We start from the raw sequence: 14,725 nt of genomic DNA on the forward strand, positions 1-14,725 counted from the left end.
GGCGTGATGGACATTGTATTTATAGAGCAACTTTCGGTAATCACCACCATCGGTGTTTATGACTGGGAGCAGACCATCGAACAGAAGCTTATGTTCGATATCGAAATGGCGTGGGATAACCGCGCTGCGGCGCGCAGCGATGACGTTAACGACTGCCTGAGCTATGCCGATATCGCCGATGCGGTCATCGGTCACGTCGAAGGCGGACGTTTTGCCCTGGTGGAACGTGTGGCTGAAGAGGTCGCTGAACTGCTGCTGTCGCGCTTCGCTTCTCCCTGGGTGCGAATCAAAGTCAGCAAACCGGGCGCGGTGGCGCGCGCGGCAAGCGTTGGCGTGCTGATCGAGCGTGGGGTTAATCCGAAAGACTCTAACTAACGCTATCATTATTAAACTAAAACAGTTTATACAGGTCTTACACAGGCTGGCTGCGATTTCTCAAAAGGGGAATCGCTTTTTTATGTTTCTTAGGGGTTAATGATGAGCGATATGCACTCCCTGCTGATAGCAGCGATTTTGGGTGTGGTCGAAGGATTGACGGAGTTCTTACCGGTCTCCAGTACCGGCCATATGATCATCGTCGGACATCTTCTCGGCTTCGAGGGCGAAACGGCGAAGACCTTTGAAGTGGTGATCCAACTCGGTTCTATTCTGGCCGTGGTAGTGATGTTCTGGCGTCGTCTGTTTGGTCTGATTGGTATCCATTTTGGGCGTCCGCCGCAGCAGGAAGGCACCGGTAAAGGTCGCCTGACGCTGATTCATATCCTGCTGGGGATGATCCCGGCCGTGGTGCTGGGGCTGTTGCTCCACGATACCATCAAGTCGCTGTTTAACCCGATTAACGTCATGTACGCCCTGGTGGTCGGTGGCTTCTTGCTGATTGCCGCAGAGCTACTGAAGCCGAAAGAGCCGCGTGCGCCGGGTCTGGATGATATGACGTATCGCCAGGCCTTTATGATTGGTTGCTTCCAGTGTCTGGCTCTGTGGCCGGGCTTTTCCCGCTCGGGTGCGACGATCTCCGGCGGGATGCTGGTGGGTGTCAGCCGCTATGCAGCTTCGGAGTTTTCGTTCCTGCTGGCGGTGCCGATGATGATGGGGGCCACCGCGCTGGACCTCTATAAGAGCTGGCACTTCCTCTCCGTGGCGGATATCCCCATGTTCGCCGTCGGCTTTGTCACCGCGTTCCTGGTGGCGCTGGTGGCGATTAAAACCTTCCTGCAGCTGATCAAACGCATCTCGTTTATTCCGTTCGCAATCTACCGCTTTGTGGTCGCCGCGGCGGTTTACGTGGTCTTCTTCTGATCCTCTTCGTTGTCCCCGGCCTGCGGCTGGGGACAACGTTGCGCTTTCCACTGCTCAACCGCCCGAATACGCCTTTTGGTCAGCTCCTCGCGGATCGCCGCGCCCTGAAAACCAGCGGCAACCACGTCCTGAGTCGAGACGGCCTTTGCCACTTCCCATGATTCACGCAGCAGACGTCCCTGCGGATAGTCGCAGTTTTCAAAACCGGTCCGTCCGCGTACGTCGGCTTCGCTGGTGAGCGCAATCTGCTCGACACGGTGCGGTTTGCGCCAGGCATCAATATTATCGAACAGCTTAACGATGGTTTTGGCCTGCAGGATCGGGAAGGTGTGGATCAGATCGTGAAACTCCGCCACCAGCTTCGCCAGATCGCGGATCTCGTTCGGCACGCGCAGGCGCTGGCAGACGCGTTCAACCAGCCTGACGCCCGCCGGGCCGTGACCGTGATGGCGTGGCCACAGGGCTTTTGGCGTCAATCCTTTGCCGAGATCGTGGCACAGGGTGGCAAAGCGTATGTCGACCTCCGGTGACAGCATCGCCGCCATCGACAGCGTCATCAGCGTATGAATACCCGTGTCGATTTCCGGGTGCCATTTGGCCGGAGCCGGAACGCCGTACAGGGCGTCAATTTCCGGGAACAGCACCTTCAGCGCGCCGCAGTCGCGCAGCACCTGGAAGTAAACCTGAGGGTTATGGCTGCGCAGGGCGTTTTCCGTCTCCTTCCAGACGCGCTCCGGCGTCAGGTGTTCAAGCTCACCTGCGGCGGTCATATCGCGCATTAAGGTCAGGGTTTCATCGGCAATGCGGAAGCTAAGGTGCGCGTAGCGGGCGGCGAAACGCGCCACGCGTAAAACGCGCAGGGGATCTTCGCTAAAGGCGGGGGAAACGTGGCGCAGCAGGCGATTGCGTAAATCGTCACGGCCGCCGTAAGGGTCGATATGGCTGCCGTCTTCGGCCTGGGCAATCGCATTGATGGTGAGATCGCGACGCTCTAAATCATCCTCGAGAGTCACGTCCGGTGCGGCATAGCAGGTGAAACCGGTATAGCCGGAGCCGGATTTTCGCTCGGTACGCGCCAGGGCATACTCTTCCCGCGTTTGCGGGTGCAGAAAGACCGGGAAATCGCGCCCTACCTGCTGATAGCCCGCGTCCAGCATCTGCTGAGGCGTACTGCCTGTTACCACCCAATCTCTGTCTTTGACCGGTAGTCCTAACAACGTATCCCGTACTGCACCACCGACCAGATAACTCTTCACGCCGCCTTTCTCCTCATTACGTCACTGCTGACAGATAATACGTAAGTGTAGAGGAGAAGGCGACTCCCGGAATTTGCCGGGGCAGGAAGATCAGTTCATCCAGCGATCTTTACGTTTACGGCCAGGGATCATATGCGGGAGCACCAGGCCGAGCAGCAGACCCATGCCGAGCACGCCGCCGCCGTACATAAACCACTGCATGATGATGGTGCGCTGTTTGTCATCCAGCTGAAGATTGGCCGCGCTGACTTTTTTCTGCGCGACAATCAGCTCATTTCTAAGCTTCTGATTCTCGTCTTTCAGCCCGTTGATCACCCCGTCGCTCTGCGCCACTTTCTGCTGCATATCGGCAGTGCGCTGGTTCCAGGTGGTGTCAATATTGTTCAGTTTATCGGTCAGGGTTTTGACCTGATTTTCCAGTTCCGGTACGCGGGTGCGCAGGCTGGGATCGGTATTCAGCTCTTTCAGCGGGATCCAGGCAGTACGACCTGTATTGTCGCGGATCTGGCCATAGCGGGTGCTGTCGTTGGTTTGCAGCAGGGCAACTTCTTCCCCGGCATTCAGCGTTCCCACCAGGCGAAAATTGTCGCCCGGGCCGCTGCGCAGCCAGGTGCTTAGTTCATCAGAGACATAACGCTTTTCTTCGGCATGAGCCACAGTGGAAACGCTAAGTGCAAGAAAAATCAGTCCGGTCAGGCGTAATTTTGGCATTAGATCATCGTTAATATCTGAAAAGTGGAACAATAGTAGTGTCATCAGTCTGACGACGCAAAGCATTCAGCATCAATCGGAATCATCCAGGTCGAACTGAATGACAATCAAACTTTGCATTTTGTCAGGGTCGCGTTGTATGGCGCTTTGACGCAAAATACTATCTACTGACAAGTAAGACCCAAGTAAGTTCGCCGCATGCCCTCAGGGTGTGACGTCGGCACAACTATAAGAATGCAGCCATGGCTCAAGAAATCGAATTAAAGTTTATCGTTAATCCCGACGGCGTGGATACGCTGCGCGCCCATCTGAATACGCTGACCGCGGAGCATGTTCCCCCGGTCCAGCTGCTGAATATCTACTACGAGACGCCGGATAACTGGCTGCGTAGCCATGATATGGGGCTGCGCATTCGTGGTGAAAATGGCCGCTATGAAATGACCATGAAGATCGCCGGTCGCGTGGTTGGCGGGCTGCATCAGCGCCCGGAATACAATATTGAACTGAGCCAGGCCGAGCTGGATCTGGCGCGCCTGCCGACGGACGTCTGGCCCGATGGCCAACTACCGGCCGATCTTGCTGAGCGCGTGCAGCCGCTGTTCAGCACCGATTTCCTGCGGGAAAAATGGCTGGTTGAGGTGGGTGAGAGCCGGATTGAGATCGCCCTCGACCTTGGCGAGGTGAAAGCCGGTGAGCATCAGGAAGCGATTTGCGAGCTGGAACTGGAACTGCTGCAGGGCAATACCGCCGATGTGCTCAAGCTGGCGCGTCAGCTGGTGGGCCAGGCGGTACTGCGCCAGGGGAGCCTGAGCAAGGCGGCACGCGGGTATCATCTGGCCCAGGGCAATGAAGAACGTCTGCTGCGGCCGACGCCTGTCCTGCAGGTGGCGCCAAAGGCGAGCATCGAGCAGGGTCTGGAAGCCGCGCTGGAGCTGGCGCTGAACCAGTGGCAGTACCATGAAGAACTCTGGGTGCGCGGCGTACCGAAGGCGAAAGCCGAAGTGCTGGGTGCCGTGGCGTTACTTCGCCATGCGCTGACCCTGTTTGGCAGCCTGGTCCCGCGAAAAGCGAGCGCTCACTTACGTGACCTGTTAACCCTTTCTGAAGCGACGCTGACCTCCGATGTCTCGGCGCAAACCGCCGCCTGCAGTTCGGAAGTGGCGCTGGCGAAGCTGGCCCTCACCGAATGGCTGATTGGCCGAGGCTGGCAGCCGTTCCTCGACGAGAAGGCGCAGGCAAAAATCGCCGGTTCCTTTAAGCGTTTTTCAGACGTGCAGCTTTCCCGTGCGGCGGCCGAGCTGAAAAGCACATTCTTACGCTCTCTGGGCGACAGCTACAAAGATCAGCTCCCGCGTCTGACGCGTGAGATTGACAGCGTTCTGCTGCTCGCAGGCTATTACGATCTGGCGAAGGTACAGGCCTGGCTGGATAACTGGCAGGGGCTGCATTACGCCATCCTGACCAACCGGCGTCATGAAACTGAAGATTGCCGTACCGACGCGCTGGCAACGGCGCCTTTCTGGTTACATAGCGGAAAACAATAACCCAGGGACTCTCATATGACGCCGCTCTCTTCGCAGTTACAGCAGCACTGGCAGACGGTACAGGACAGGCTGCCGGACGATTTTCCTTTATCAGGGCTGAGCGAGCAGGCGCTTGCGGTGCTGACTTTTAGTGATTTCGTCCAGCAGAGCCTGACGGCGCATCCCGAATGGCTGGCGCAGCTGGAGAGCTGCCCGCCAGAAGCGGAAGAGTGGCAGCACTACGCACAGTGGCTGCAGGAGACGCTGGCGTCAGTGGGTGATGAAGCGGGGCTGATGCGCGAGCTGCGCCTGTTCCGGCGACGCATTATGGTGCGTATCGCCTGGGCGCAGACGCTGTGCCTGGTCAATGAAGAGAGTACCCTGCAGCAGCTGAGCGTGCTGGCGGAAACCCTGATTATTGCCGCCCGCGACTGGCTCTATGCCGCCTGCTGTCGCGAGTGGGGCACGCCATCCGGGCCGAACGGAGACGCGCAGCCGCTGCTGATCCTCGGGATGGGCAAGCTGGGCGGCGGGGAGCTGAACTTCTCCTCCGATATCGACTTAATCTTTGCCTGGCCGGAAAACGGCGTCACCCTCGGCGGGCGGCGGGAGCTGGATAACGCCCAGTTCTTTACGCGTCTCGGCCAGCGGCTGATTAAAGCGCTCGACCAGCCAACCCAGGACGGCTTTGTTTATCGAGTGGATATGCGTCTGCGTCCCTTTGGCGACAGCGGCCCGCTGGTACTGAGCTTTGCCGCGCTGGAGGATTATTACCAGGAGCAGGGCCGCGACTGGGAGCGCTATGCGATGGTGAAGGCGCGGATTATGGGCGACGATGGCGCCTACGCCAGCGAACTGCGCGCCATGCTGCGACCCTTTGTTTTCCGCCGTTATATCGACTTCAGCGTCATCCAGTCCCTGCGCAATATGAAGGGCATGATCGCCCGTGAAGTTCGCCGTCGCGGGCTGAAGGACAATATCAAGCTGGGTGCGGGCGGCATCCGTGAAATCGAATTTATTGTGCAGGTCTTCCAGCTGATCCGCGGCGGCCGCGAGCCATCGCTTCAGCTGCGTGCGCTGCTGCCCACCCTGGCCGCGATTGAGGCGCTGCACCTTCTTCCTGAGGCGGATGCCAGGCGGCTGCGCGAGGCGTATCTGTTTTTACGGCGGCTGGAAAACCTGCTGCAGAGCATTAACGACGAGCAGACCCAGACCCTGCCCGGGGATGAACTGAATCGCGCCCGTCTGGCCTGGGCAATGCAGTGCGAGGACTGGGCCAGCCTTGAACGTACGCTGGCCACGCATATGGACGGCGTCCGCCAGGTCTTCAACGATCTGATCGGCGATGATGAAAGCGCCAGCCCCGATGACCAGCTGGCCGAACACTGGCGGGAGCTGTGGCAGGATGCGCTCCAGGAGGATGATACCCCTTCTGCGCTGGCGCACCTTCCGGCGGAGCAGCGTAATCAGGTGGTGGCGCTGATTGCCGATTTCCGTAAAGAGCTGGACAGGCGCACCATTGGCCCGCGTGGCCGTCAGGTGCTGGATAATCTGATGCCGCCTCTGCTGCGCGACGTCTGTGCGCGGCCCGATGCGGCGGTGCCGCTCTCCCGGATGACGCCGCTGCTGACCGGGATTATCACCCGCACGACCTACCTTGAGCTGCTGAGTGAATTCCCCGGTGCGCTCAAGCATTTAATCTCCCTCTGCGCTGCGTCGCCCATGGTTGCCAGCCAGCTGGCACGCTATCCGCTGCTGCTCGACGAGCTGCTGGATCCGGCGACGCTCTACCAGCCGACGGCAACCGACGCCTATCGCGACGAGCTGCGGCAGTATCTGCTGCGGGTGCCGGAAGAGGACGAGGAGCAACAGCTGGAGGCGATGCGCCAGTTTAAGCAGGCCCAGCTGCTGCGCGTAGCGGCGGCGGATATCGCCGGGACGCTGCCGGTGATGAAAGTGAGCGATCACTTAACCTGGCTGGCGGAGGCGATGATCGACGCGGTAGTGCGTCAGGCCTGGGGTCTAATGGTGGCGCGTTACGGCCAGCCGACGCATTTACGCGAGCGTGAAGGACGCGGTTTTGCGGTGGTGGGCTACGGCAAGCTGGGCGGCTGGGAGCTGGGCTACAGTTCCGATCTCGACCTGGTCTTCCTCCACGACTGTCCGGCGGACGTCATGACCGACGGCGAGCGCGAGATCGATGGCCGCCAGTTCTATCTCCGTCTTGCCCAGCGGATTATGCATCTGTTCAGCACCCGAACGTCGACGGGGATTCTGTATGAGGTGGATGCCCGCCTGCGGCCGTCCGGTGCGGCGGGAATGCTGGTGACCACCGTGGAATCTTTTGCCGACTATCAGCGCAATGAGGCCTGGACCTGGGAACATCAGGCGCTGGTCCGGGCGCGGGTGGTGTACGGCGATCCGCAGCTTAAGGTCCAGTTTGACGCCATTCGCCGCGATATTCTCAGCCTGCCGCGTGAGGGCGATAAGCTACAGACTGAGGTGCGCGAGATGCGCGAAAAAATGCGCAGCCATCTTAGCGGCAAGCACCGCGACAGTTTTGATATTAAAACCGATGCCGGCGGCATCACCGATATTGAATTTATTACCCAGTATCTGGTGCTGCGCTACGCTCACGAGCGGCCGAAGTTAACCCGCTGGTCCGATAATGTCCGCATTCTGGAGCTGCTGGCGCAGAACGATATTATGGATGAGCAGGAGGCGCGGGCGCTGACCGAGGCTTACACCACTCTGCGCGATGAGCTACATCACCTTGCGCTACAGGAGCAGCCGGGCTATCTGCCGCTGGAGGCCTTTAGCGACGAACGCAAGCAGGTGAGCGAGAGCTGGCATAAGTGGCTTGGGGCGTAGCCATCGTGGCAACTCGAAATCCTGCTGCTATATGTTATTATCGCGCGCAAATTTGACATCTCTCTGGAGTCAGGAATGAAAGTAACGCTGCCCGAGTTTGGCCGTGCAGGCGTCATGGTCGTCGGTGATGTAATGCTGGATCGCTACTGGTACGGCCCAACCAGCCGTATCTCACCGGAAGCACCGGTGCCGGTGGTGAAAGTCGATACCATTGAAGAACGTCCGGGCGGCGCGGCAAACGTGGCGATGAACATTGCCTCGCTGGGCGCCAGCTCACGCCTGGTGGGCCTGACCGGCATTGACGATGCGGCACGTGCGCTCAGCAAAGCACTGGCCGACGTTAACGTGAAGTGTGATTTCGTTTCTGTTCCGACCCATCCGACCATCACCAAGCTGCGCGTGCTGTCACGTAACCAGCAGCTGATCCGCCTTGATTTTGAAGAGGGCTTTGCCGGAGTCGATCCGCAGCCGATGCACGATCGTATCCGTCAGGCGCTGGGGCAGGTGGGGGCGCTGGTGCTCTCCGACTACGCCAAAGGCGCGCTGGAAAGCGTCCAGCAGATGATTCAGCTGGCACGCGTGGCCGGTGTTCCTGTGTTGATTGACCCGAAAGGCACCGATTTTGAACGCTATCGCGGTGCGACCCTGCTGACGCCGAACCTCTCCGAGTTCGAAGCGGTCGCGGGTAAATGCCAGGACGAAGCGCAGATCGTCGAACGCGGGATGAAAATTATCGCCGACTTCGAGCTCTCCGCGCTGCTGGTGACCCGTTCCGAGCAGGGGATGACGCTGCTGCAGCCGGGTAAAGCGCCGCTGCATATGCCGACGCTGGCGCAGGAAGTGTATGACGTGACCGGCGCAGGCGATACGGTGATCGGCGTACTGGCAGCCACCCTTGCGGCAGGCAACTCGCTGGAAGAGGCCTGCTACTTCGCTAACGCGGCAGCGGGCGTCGTCGTTGGCAAACTCGGCACCTCAACCGTTTCGCCGATTGAGCTGGAAAACGCGGTTCGTGGTCGCTCTGAAACCGGCTTCGGCGTGATGAGCGAAGAAGAGCTGAAGGTCGCGGTAGCGGCGGCGCGTAAGCGCGGTGAGAAAGTGGTGATGACCAACGGCGTCTTTGACATTCTGCACGCCGGTCATGTCTCCTATCTCGCCAATGCCCGCAAGCTGGGCGATCGTCTGATCGTGGCGGTGAACAGCGATGCCTCGACCCGTCGTCTGAAGGGCGAAACCCGTCCGGTGAACCCGCAGGAGCAGCGGATGATCGTGCTGGGCGCGCTGGAAGCGGTGGACTGGGTGGTTTCCTTTGAAGAAGACACCCCGCAGCGTCTGATCGCCGGGATCCTGCCGGATCTGCTGGTCAAAGGCGGCGACTATAAGCCGGAGGATATTGCCGGGAGCAAAGAGGTGTGGGCTAACGGCGGGGATGTGCTGGTGCTCAACTTTGAAGACGGCTGTTCGACCACCAATATCATCAAAAAGATCCAGCGCAACAGCGATAAATAAGGCGTTGTTTCTGCGATCAAAAACGGGCCAACTGGCCCGTTTTTTTATTCCTGCGTATCGATCGGCGGGATCGCCGGTGCGGGCGTAACGGCCGGTTCCGCGCCGCGTTTTTCCAGCTCGCTCAGACGCTGCTCAAGCAGGGCCAGTTTTTCGCGGGTACGCAGCAGAACCTGGGTCTGCACGTCGAACTCTTCACGACTGACCAGATCGAGACGGGTCAGCTGCGCCTGCAGGGCCTGGCGAATTTTCTTTTCGACATCCTCGCCAAGGTCGCGGATCCCTTTTGGCATTGACTCGTGGACCTGACGCGCAATTTGTTCAATTTTTTTCGGGTTAATCATAACAGGATTCCCTGATTGGCTGGATTCATACACTCATTGTAGTGCTAACGGCGGTGGTGATAAACCACAAATGTTTCGTTCGAATGCATTGCCGGAGATAGTCAATAGCGTTATAGTTGTCCTGCTTATTCTCAGGGCGGGGCGAAATTCCCCACCGGCGGTAAATCAGCTTAACGCTGAAAGCCCGCGAGCGCTTCAGACCGCCAGGTTTGAAGGTCAGCAGATCCGGTGTAATTCCGGGGCCGACGGTTAAAGTCCGGATGGGAGAGAGTAACGATCTTGTCAGGCTTCGGCCTGCGCACGTTATTTTTTTGACTCCTAAGACTGCCCTGATTCTGGTAACCATAATGTTAATGAGGTTTTATTACCATGAATCAGACGCTACTTTCCTCTTTCGGTTCTTCCCTCGAACGCGTTGAGCTCGCGCTGACCGCGCTGCGTGAAGGCCGTGGTGTCATGGTTCTCGACGACGAGAGCCGTGAAAACGAAGGCGATATGATCTTTGCAGCAGAAACCATGACCGTTGAGCAGATGGCGCTGACCATCCGTCACGGTAGCGGGATTGTCTGCCTGTGTCTCACCGAAGAACGCCGTAAACAGCTCGACCTGCCGATGATGGTGGAAAACAACACCAGCGCCTACGGCACGGGCTTTACCGTGACCATCGAAGCCGCCCATGGCGTGACCACCGGCGTTTCCGCTGCCGACCGCGTGACGACCGTGCGTGCTGCCATTGCCGACGGTGCGAAACCTTCCGATCTGAACCGTCCTGGCCACGTGTTCCCGCTGCGTGCGCAGCCGGGTGGCGTGCTGACCCGCGGCGGTCATACCGAAGCGACCATCGATCTGGTCACCCTGGCAGGCTTTAAACCGGCCGGTGTACTGTGTGAACTGACCAACGATGACGGCTCCATGGCCCGTGCTCCGGAGTGCATCACCTTTGCACAGCAGCACAATATGGCCGTGGTCACGATCGAAGATCTGGTGGCGTATCGCCACAAGCACGAGCGTAAAGCCAGCTAATCCCGCAGACGTCTCTTTCTGCCTGAAATGCCAGTCATCGACTGGCATTTTTTATATTCAAATTTCCTGATGATCATCATCATGCTTATCTGAGTTTCTCTACTGTGAAAAGGGCGTAAGGTAGCACTATTACATCTTGTCACACTGAGGATCACATCATGTCCCGTATGCCCGCGTTGTTTTTAGGTCACGGCAGCCCGATGAACGTGCTGGAAGACAATATTTATACCCGTGCCTGGGCCGAGCTGGGCCGGACGCTGCCGCGCCCGAAAGCGATAGTGGTCGTGTCGGCTCACTGGTTTACCCGTGGAACCGGCGTCACGGCGATGGAAACACCGAAGACCATTCACGATTTCGGCGGCTTCCCGCAGGCGCTGTACGACACCCATTACCCGGCACCGGGATCGCCGGCGCTGGCGCAGCAGCTGGTGGAACTGCTGGCACCCGTGCCGGTGGCGCTGGACAAAGAAGCCTGGGGTTTTGACCACGGCTCCTGGGGCGTGCTGATCAAAATGTATCCCGATGCTGATATTCCGATGGTGCAACTGAGTATCGACAGTACCAAACCGGCGGCCTGGCATTTTGAGATGGGCCGTAAGCTGGCGTCCCTGCGCGACGAGGGGATTATGCTGGTGGCCAGCGGTAACGTGGTGCATAACCTGCGTACCGCACGCTGGCATGGCGATAGCTCGCCGTATCCGTGGGCGACATCGTTCAATGAGTTTGTGAAGGACAACCTCAGCTGGCAGGGACCGGTAGATCAGCATCCGCTGGTGAACTATCTTGACCATGAGGGCGGCTCGCTCTCTAACCCGACGCCGGATCACTTCCTGCCGCTGCTCTATATGCTGGGCGCGTGGGATGGCGAAGAGCCGATAACCATTCCGGTTGACGGGCTTGAGATGGGCTCCCTGAGCATGCTGTCGGTGCTGATTGGCTAAAACAGAAATGGCGCGTAATGCGCCATTTTTGCGTCTGCAGAACTTTGTGAAAATAAAAAAACTAAGAGACAGATCGCAAAAAAAAGCCACTGAAATGACGTTTTTTTTAAAATAAAAAGAGCTTCGCTGCAAAAATGAAACGCTGTGCTGGAACTGCGCGTTTTTTGTGAAGGTTATCATCGCAATAATTCCCCTGACTGACTACTCTTCTTCTTGATTCTATTCTGAACGCACTCTTTTAGCCCTATCTGGTGTTACACCCCGGGCGGTCTGCCCGTGGTCACTGTTATTCCGAAAAATTAAAACCTCTGGAGAAACAGAAAGATGAAGTCTGCGAAAACACTGCTCAACGTTTGTATTAGCTCTGCATTGCTGTTTATCTCTCATACCACCATGGCCCAAACTTTCCGTGCCGCCGACGTTCACCCGGCGGATTATCCCAACGTCGTCGCGGTTCAGCATATGGGGGAAAAACTCAGCGCAGCTACCGATGGTCGTCTGGAGATTAAAACGTTTCCCGGCGGTGTCTTAGGCGATGAAAAACAGGTCATTGAACAGGCACAGATTGGCGCTATTGATATTATCCGTGTATCAATGACGCCGGTTGCCGCTATTCTGCCGGAAATCAACGTCTTTACGCTGCCCTATATTTTCCGTGATGAAGATCATATGCACAAAGTGCTCGACGGCATGATTGGCAAGGAGATCGGCGATCGCCTTTCGGCCAGCAGCAAATCGCGTCTGATTTTCCTCGGCTGGATGGATGCGGGCACCCGCAACCTGATCACCAAGGCCCCGGTGACCAAAGCGGAAGATTTAAAAGGCATGAAGATCCGCGTGCAGGGCAGCCCGATTGCGCTGGATACCCTGAAGGCGATGGGGGCGAACTCGGTGGCGATGGGCGTGAGCGAGGTGTTTAGCGGCATGCAAACCGGGGTCATCGACGGCACTGAGAATAACCCGCCGACCTTTGTTGCCCATAACTACCTGCCGGTGGTGAAGAACTACACCTGGAGCAAACACTTCATTATTCCCGAGCTGTTTTTATTCTCCAAAGCCAAATGGGATAAGCTGAAAAAAGAGGACCAGGAATTAATTCTCAAGCTGGCGAAAGAAGCCCAGGCCGAGCAGCGTGAATTGTGGAAAGCCTACAATGATAAATCACTGGAAGCGATGAAAGCCGGTGGCGTTCAGTTCCATGAAATGGATACCGCGCCTTTCTATCAGGCCACCCAGTCCGTTCGTGACAAGTATGGTAAAGATCACCAGGATCTGATTAACCGTATTCAGGAAGTGAAATAACACCAGAGCGGGCAGCAATAGCTGCCCGTTTTCCTGTCGCTCTTTTTCCGTTTGCGAAAATATATTATTACCGGGGCAAATTGTATGGGTGAGCGTTATTCATTATTGATGGATATTCTGTATCGAATATCCATGTGGATTGCCGGCCTGGCGCTATTGGTCATGGTGGCGGTGATCCCGGTGGGGATCTTTGCGCGCTATGTCATGAACAGCGCACTCTCCTGGCCGGAGCCGGTGGCGATTATCTGCATGGTGACTTTTACCTTTATTGGGGCGGCGGTGAGCTATCGCGCCGGTTCGCATATTGCGGTCAGCATGGTGGTCGATCGGCTGGGAGAAAACGCCCGCAGGCTGTGCATGATTCTGGCGGACCTGATGCTGATGGCTATCAGCGTGTTTATCTTCTGGTACGGCGCTGCACTCTGTGCCGAGCTGTGGGAACAGCCGGTGGCTGAGTTCCCGGTCTTTACCGCAGGTGAAAGCTATCTGCCGTTACCGATCGGTTCTGCGATAACCATCCTGTTTATTCTTGAGAAAATTCTGTGCGGATCGCAGCACCATCGTCCGGTGGTTATGCTGGGCTCGTCGAGTTAACCGCCGGACCCCCGGTAAGGAAAGTCTATGGATGCATTTATTCTGGTCTTTACGCTCGGCATTATGCTGGCGATTGGGGTGCCGGTTGCCTATGCCGTTGGCATCAGTGCGATTATTGGCGCCTGGTATATTGATATCCCGCTGGAAGCGGTCATGATCCAGCTGACCAACGGCGTAAACAAGTTCTCGCTGTTGGCGATCCCGTTCTTTATCCTGGCAGGGGCCATTATGGCCGAAGGAGGGATTGCCCGTCGGCTGGTCAACTTTGCCTATATCTTTGTCGGCTTTATTCGCGGCGGCCTGTCGCTGGTGAATATCGTCGCCTCGACCTTTTTCGGCGCGATCTCCGGTTCGTCGGTGGCGGATACCGCCTCTATCGGCTCTGTGATGATCCCGGAGATGGACAAAAAAGGCTATCCGCGTGACTTCGCTGCGGCGGTGACGGCCAGCGGATCGGTACAGGCTATCCTGACGCCGCCCAGCCATAACTCGGTGATCTACTCTCTGGCGACCGGCGGTACGGTGTCGATTGCCGCGCTGTTTATCGCCGGTATCCTGCCGGGGCTGCTGCTGAGTATGACCCTGATGGTGATGTGCGTGCTGTTTGCCCATAAGCGCGGCTATCCGAAGGGTGAGCGGGTCCCGTTCCGTCAGGCGCTGAAGATTTTTGTCGACACCCTTTGGGGCCTGATGACCGTGGTGATCATCATGGGCGGGATCCTGTCCGGTATTTTCACCGCCACTGAATCCGCGGCGATCGCCTGTCTGTGGGCCTTTTTCGTCACTATGTTTATCTACCGTGACTACAAATGGTCCGAGCTGCCGAAGCTGATGTACCGCACCGTGAAGACGGTGACCATCGTGATGATCCTGATTGGTTTTGCCGCTGCGTTTGGCGCGATCATGACCTATATGCAGCTGCCGATGCGGATCACCGAAGCCTTTACCAGCATCAGCGATAACAAGTATGTGATCCTGATGTGCATTAACATCATGCTGCTGCTGATCGGGACGTTGATGGATATGGCCCCGCTGATCCTGATCCTGACGCCGGTGCTGCTGCCGGTGACCAACAGCCTGGGGATCGATCCGGTCCATTTCGGGATGATCATGCTGGTGAACCTCGGTATCGGGCTGATCACGCCGCCGGTAGGATCGGTATTGTTTGTCGCCAGTGCGGTGAGTAAGCAGACCATTGAACAGGTGGTGAAAGCGATGCTGCCGTTCTATGCCATCCTCTTCTTTGTCCTGATGCTGGTGACCTATATCCCGGCGATCTCGCTATTCCTGCCTACGTTTTTCGGTGTGATGTAGCCATAAAAAAACCCGGCCTTAAAAAGCCGGGTTTTTCTTTT

13 protein-coding genes and 1 riboswitch are annotated in these 14,725 nt (G+C 57.5%); of the genes, 10 read left to right on the plus strand and 3 right to left on the minus strand.

Annotated features, from left to right (window positions below; translation table 11 throughout):
* Positions 1 to 6: 6 nt before the first annotated feature.
* Entirely contained in the window at positions 7 to 375 is a 369-nt protein-coding gene (folB, locus tag EDF81_RS16720; RefSeq protein ID WP_123349284.1) for a bifunctional dihydroneopterin aldolase/7,8-dihydroneopterin epimerase, read from the plus strand.
* Between the two features lie 102 nt (positions 376 to 477).
* Positions 478 to 1,299, plus strand: a complete 822-nt coding sequence (gene bacA / locus EDF81_RS16725; protein ID WP_123349285.1) for an undecaprenyl-diphosphate phosphatase — start codon at positions 478 to 480, stop codon at positions 1,297 to 1,299.
* Here the strand turns inward: bacA and EDF81_RS16730 are convergent.
* Both EDF81_RS16730 and EDF81_RS16735 read right to left on the minus strand, forming a co-directional pair.
* Positions 1,281 to 2,555, minus strand: a complete 1,275-nt coding sequence (locus EDF81_RS16730) for a multifunctional CCA addition/repair protein (RefSeq protein WP_123349286.1) — start codon at positions 2,553 to 2,555, stop codon at positions 1,281 to 1,283. The genes bacA and EDF81_RS16730 overlap by 19 nt on opposite strands.
* A 90-nt stretch (positions 2,556 to 2,645) precedes the next feature.
* Positions 2,646 to 3,266 carry a TIGR04211 family SH3 domain-containing protein gene (locus EDF81_RS16735; protein WP_123349541.1) on the minus strand — a complete coding sequence of 207 codons (621 nt, stop codon included), beginning with the start codon at positions 3,264 to 3,266 and terminating at the stop codon, positions 2,646 to 2,648.
* Between the two features lie 242 nt (positions 3,267 to 3,508).
* Between EDF81_RS16735 and EDF81_RS16740 the strand changes: the two genes are divergently transcribed.
* From EDF81_RS16740 to hldE, 3 genes are all read left to right on the plus strand, one after another.
* The gene (locus EDF81_RS16740; protein ID WP_123349287.1) at positions 3,509 to 4,810 is read left to right on the plus strand and encodes an inorganic triphosphatase; all 1,302 of its coding nucleotides are present in this window, start codon (positions 3,509 to 3,511) and stop codon (positions 4,808 to 4,810) included.
* A gap of 15 nt (positions 4,811 to 4,825) precedes the next feature.
* Complete coding sequence (gene glnE / locus EDF81_RS16745) at positions 4,826 to 7,660, plus strand: bifunctional [glutamate--ammonia ligase]-adenylyl-L-tyrosine phosphorylase/[glutamate--ammonia-ligase] adenylyltransferase (RefSeq protein WP_123349288.1); 2,835 nt, start codon at positions 4,826 to 4,828, stop codon at positions 7,658 to 7,660.
* A 75-nt stretch (positions 7,661 to 7,735) separates the two neighbouring features.
* The gene (hldE, locus tag EDF81_RS16750) at positions 7,736 to 9,169 is read left to right on the plus strand and encodes a bifunctional D-glycero-beta-D-manno-heptose-7-phosphate kinase/D-glycero-beta-D-manno-heptose 1-phosphate adenylyltransferase HldE (RefSeq protein ID WP_123349289.1); all 1,434 of its coding nucleotides are present in this window, start codon (positions 7,736 to 7,738) and stop codon (positions 9,167 to 9,169) included.
* A gap of 44 nt (positions 9,170 to 9,213) precedes the next feature.
* Here hldE and ubiK read toward each other — a convergent pair whose 3' ends face one another.
* Positions 9,214 to 9,510: a ubiquinone biosynthesis accessory factor UbiK gene (gene ubiK / locus EDF81_RS16755; RefSeq protein ID WP_123349290.1), complete on the minus strand. Its 297-nt coding sequence runs from the start codon at positions 9,508 to 9,510 to the stop codon at positions 9,214 to 9,216.
* Between the two features lie 123 nt (positions 9,511 to 9,633).
* Positions 9,634 to 9,786: riboswitch (FMN riboswitch) on the plus strand.
* A gap of 93 nt (positions 9,787 to 9,879) precedes the next feature.
* Here ubiK and ribB point away from each other — a divergent pair.
* The 5 genes from ribB to EDF81_RS16780 all read left to right on the plus strand — a co-directional run bounded on the left by ribB (position 9,880) and on the right by EDF81_RS16780 (position 14,684).
* A complete protein-coding gene (gene ribB / locus EDF81_RS16760) occupies positions 9,880 to 10,533 on the plus strand; it encodes a 3,4-dihydroxy-2-butanone-4-phosphate synthase (RefSeq protein WP_123349291.1) in 654 nt (217 codons plus the stop codon).
* Between the two features lie 158 nt (positions 10,534 to 10,691).
* Positions 10,692 to 11,474 (plus strand): 4,5-DOPA dioxygenase extradiol, encoded by a 783-nt coding sequence (gene ygiD / locus EDF81_RS16765; protein WP_123349292.1) that lies wholly within the window; start codon positions 10,692 to 10,694, stop codon positions 11,472 to 11,474.
* Between the two features lie 324 nt (positions 11,475 to 11,798).
* The gene (locus EDF81_RS16770; protein WP_123349293.1) at positions 11,799 to 12,776 is read left to right on the plus strand and encodes a TRAP transporter substrate-binding protein; all 978 of its coding nucleotides are present in this window, start codon (positions 11,799 to 11,801) and stop codon (positions 12,774 to 12,776) included.
* 84 nt (positions 12,777 to 12,860) lie between these two features.
* Positions 12,861 to 13,370, plus strand: a complete 510-nt coding sequence (locus EDF81_RS16775) for a TRAP transporter small permease (RefSeq protein WP_123349294.1) — start codon at positions 12,861 to 12,863, stop codon at positions 13,368 to 13,370.
* A 27-nt stretch (positions 13,371 to 13,397) separates the two neighbouring features.
* Positions 13,398 to 14,684, plus strand: a complete 1,287-nt coding sequence (locus EDF81_RS16780) for a TRAP transporter large permease (RefSeq protein WP_123349295.1) — start codon at positions 13,398 to 13,400, stop codon at positions 14,682 to 14,684.
* Positions 14,685 to 14,725: the final 41 nt, after the last annotated feature.

The sequence above is a fragment of the Enterobacter sp. BIGb0383 genome (assembly GCF_003751845.1).
Lineage (GTDB): Bacteria > Pseudomonadota > Gammaproteobacteria > Enterobacterales > Enterobacteriaceae > BIGb0383.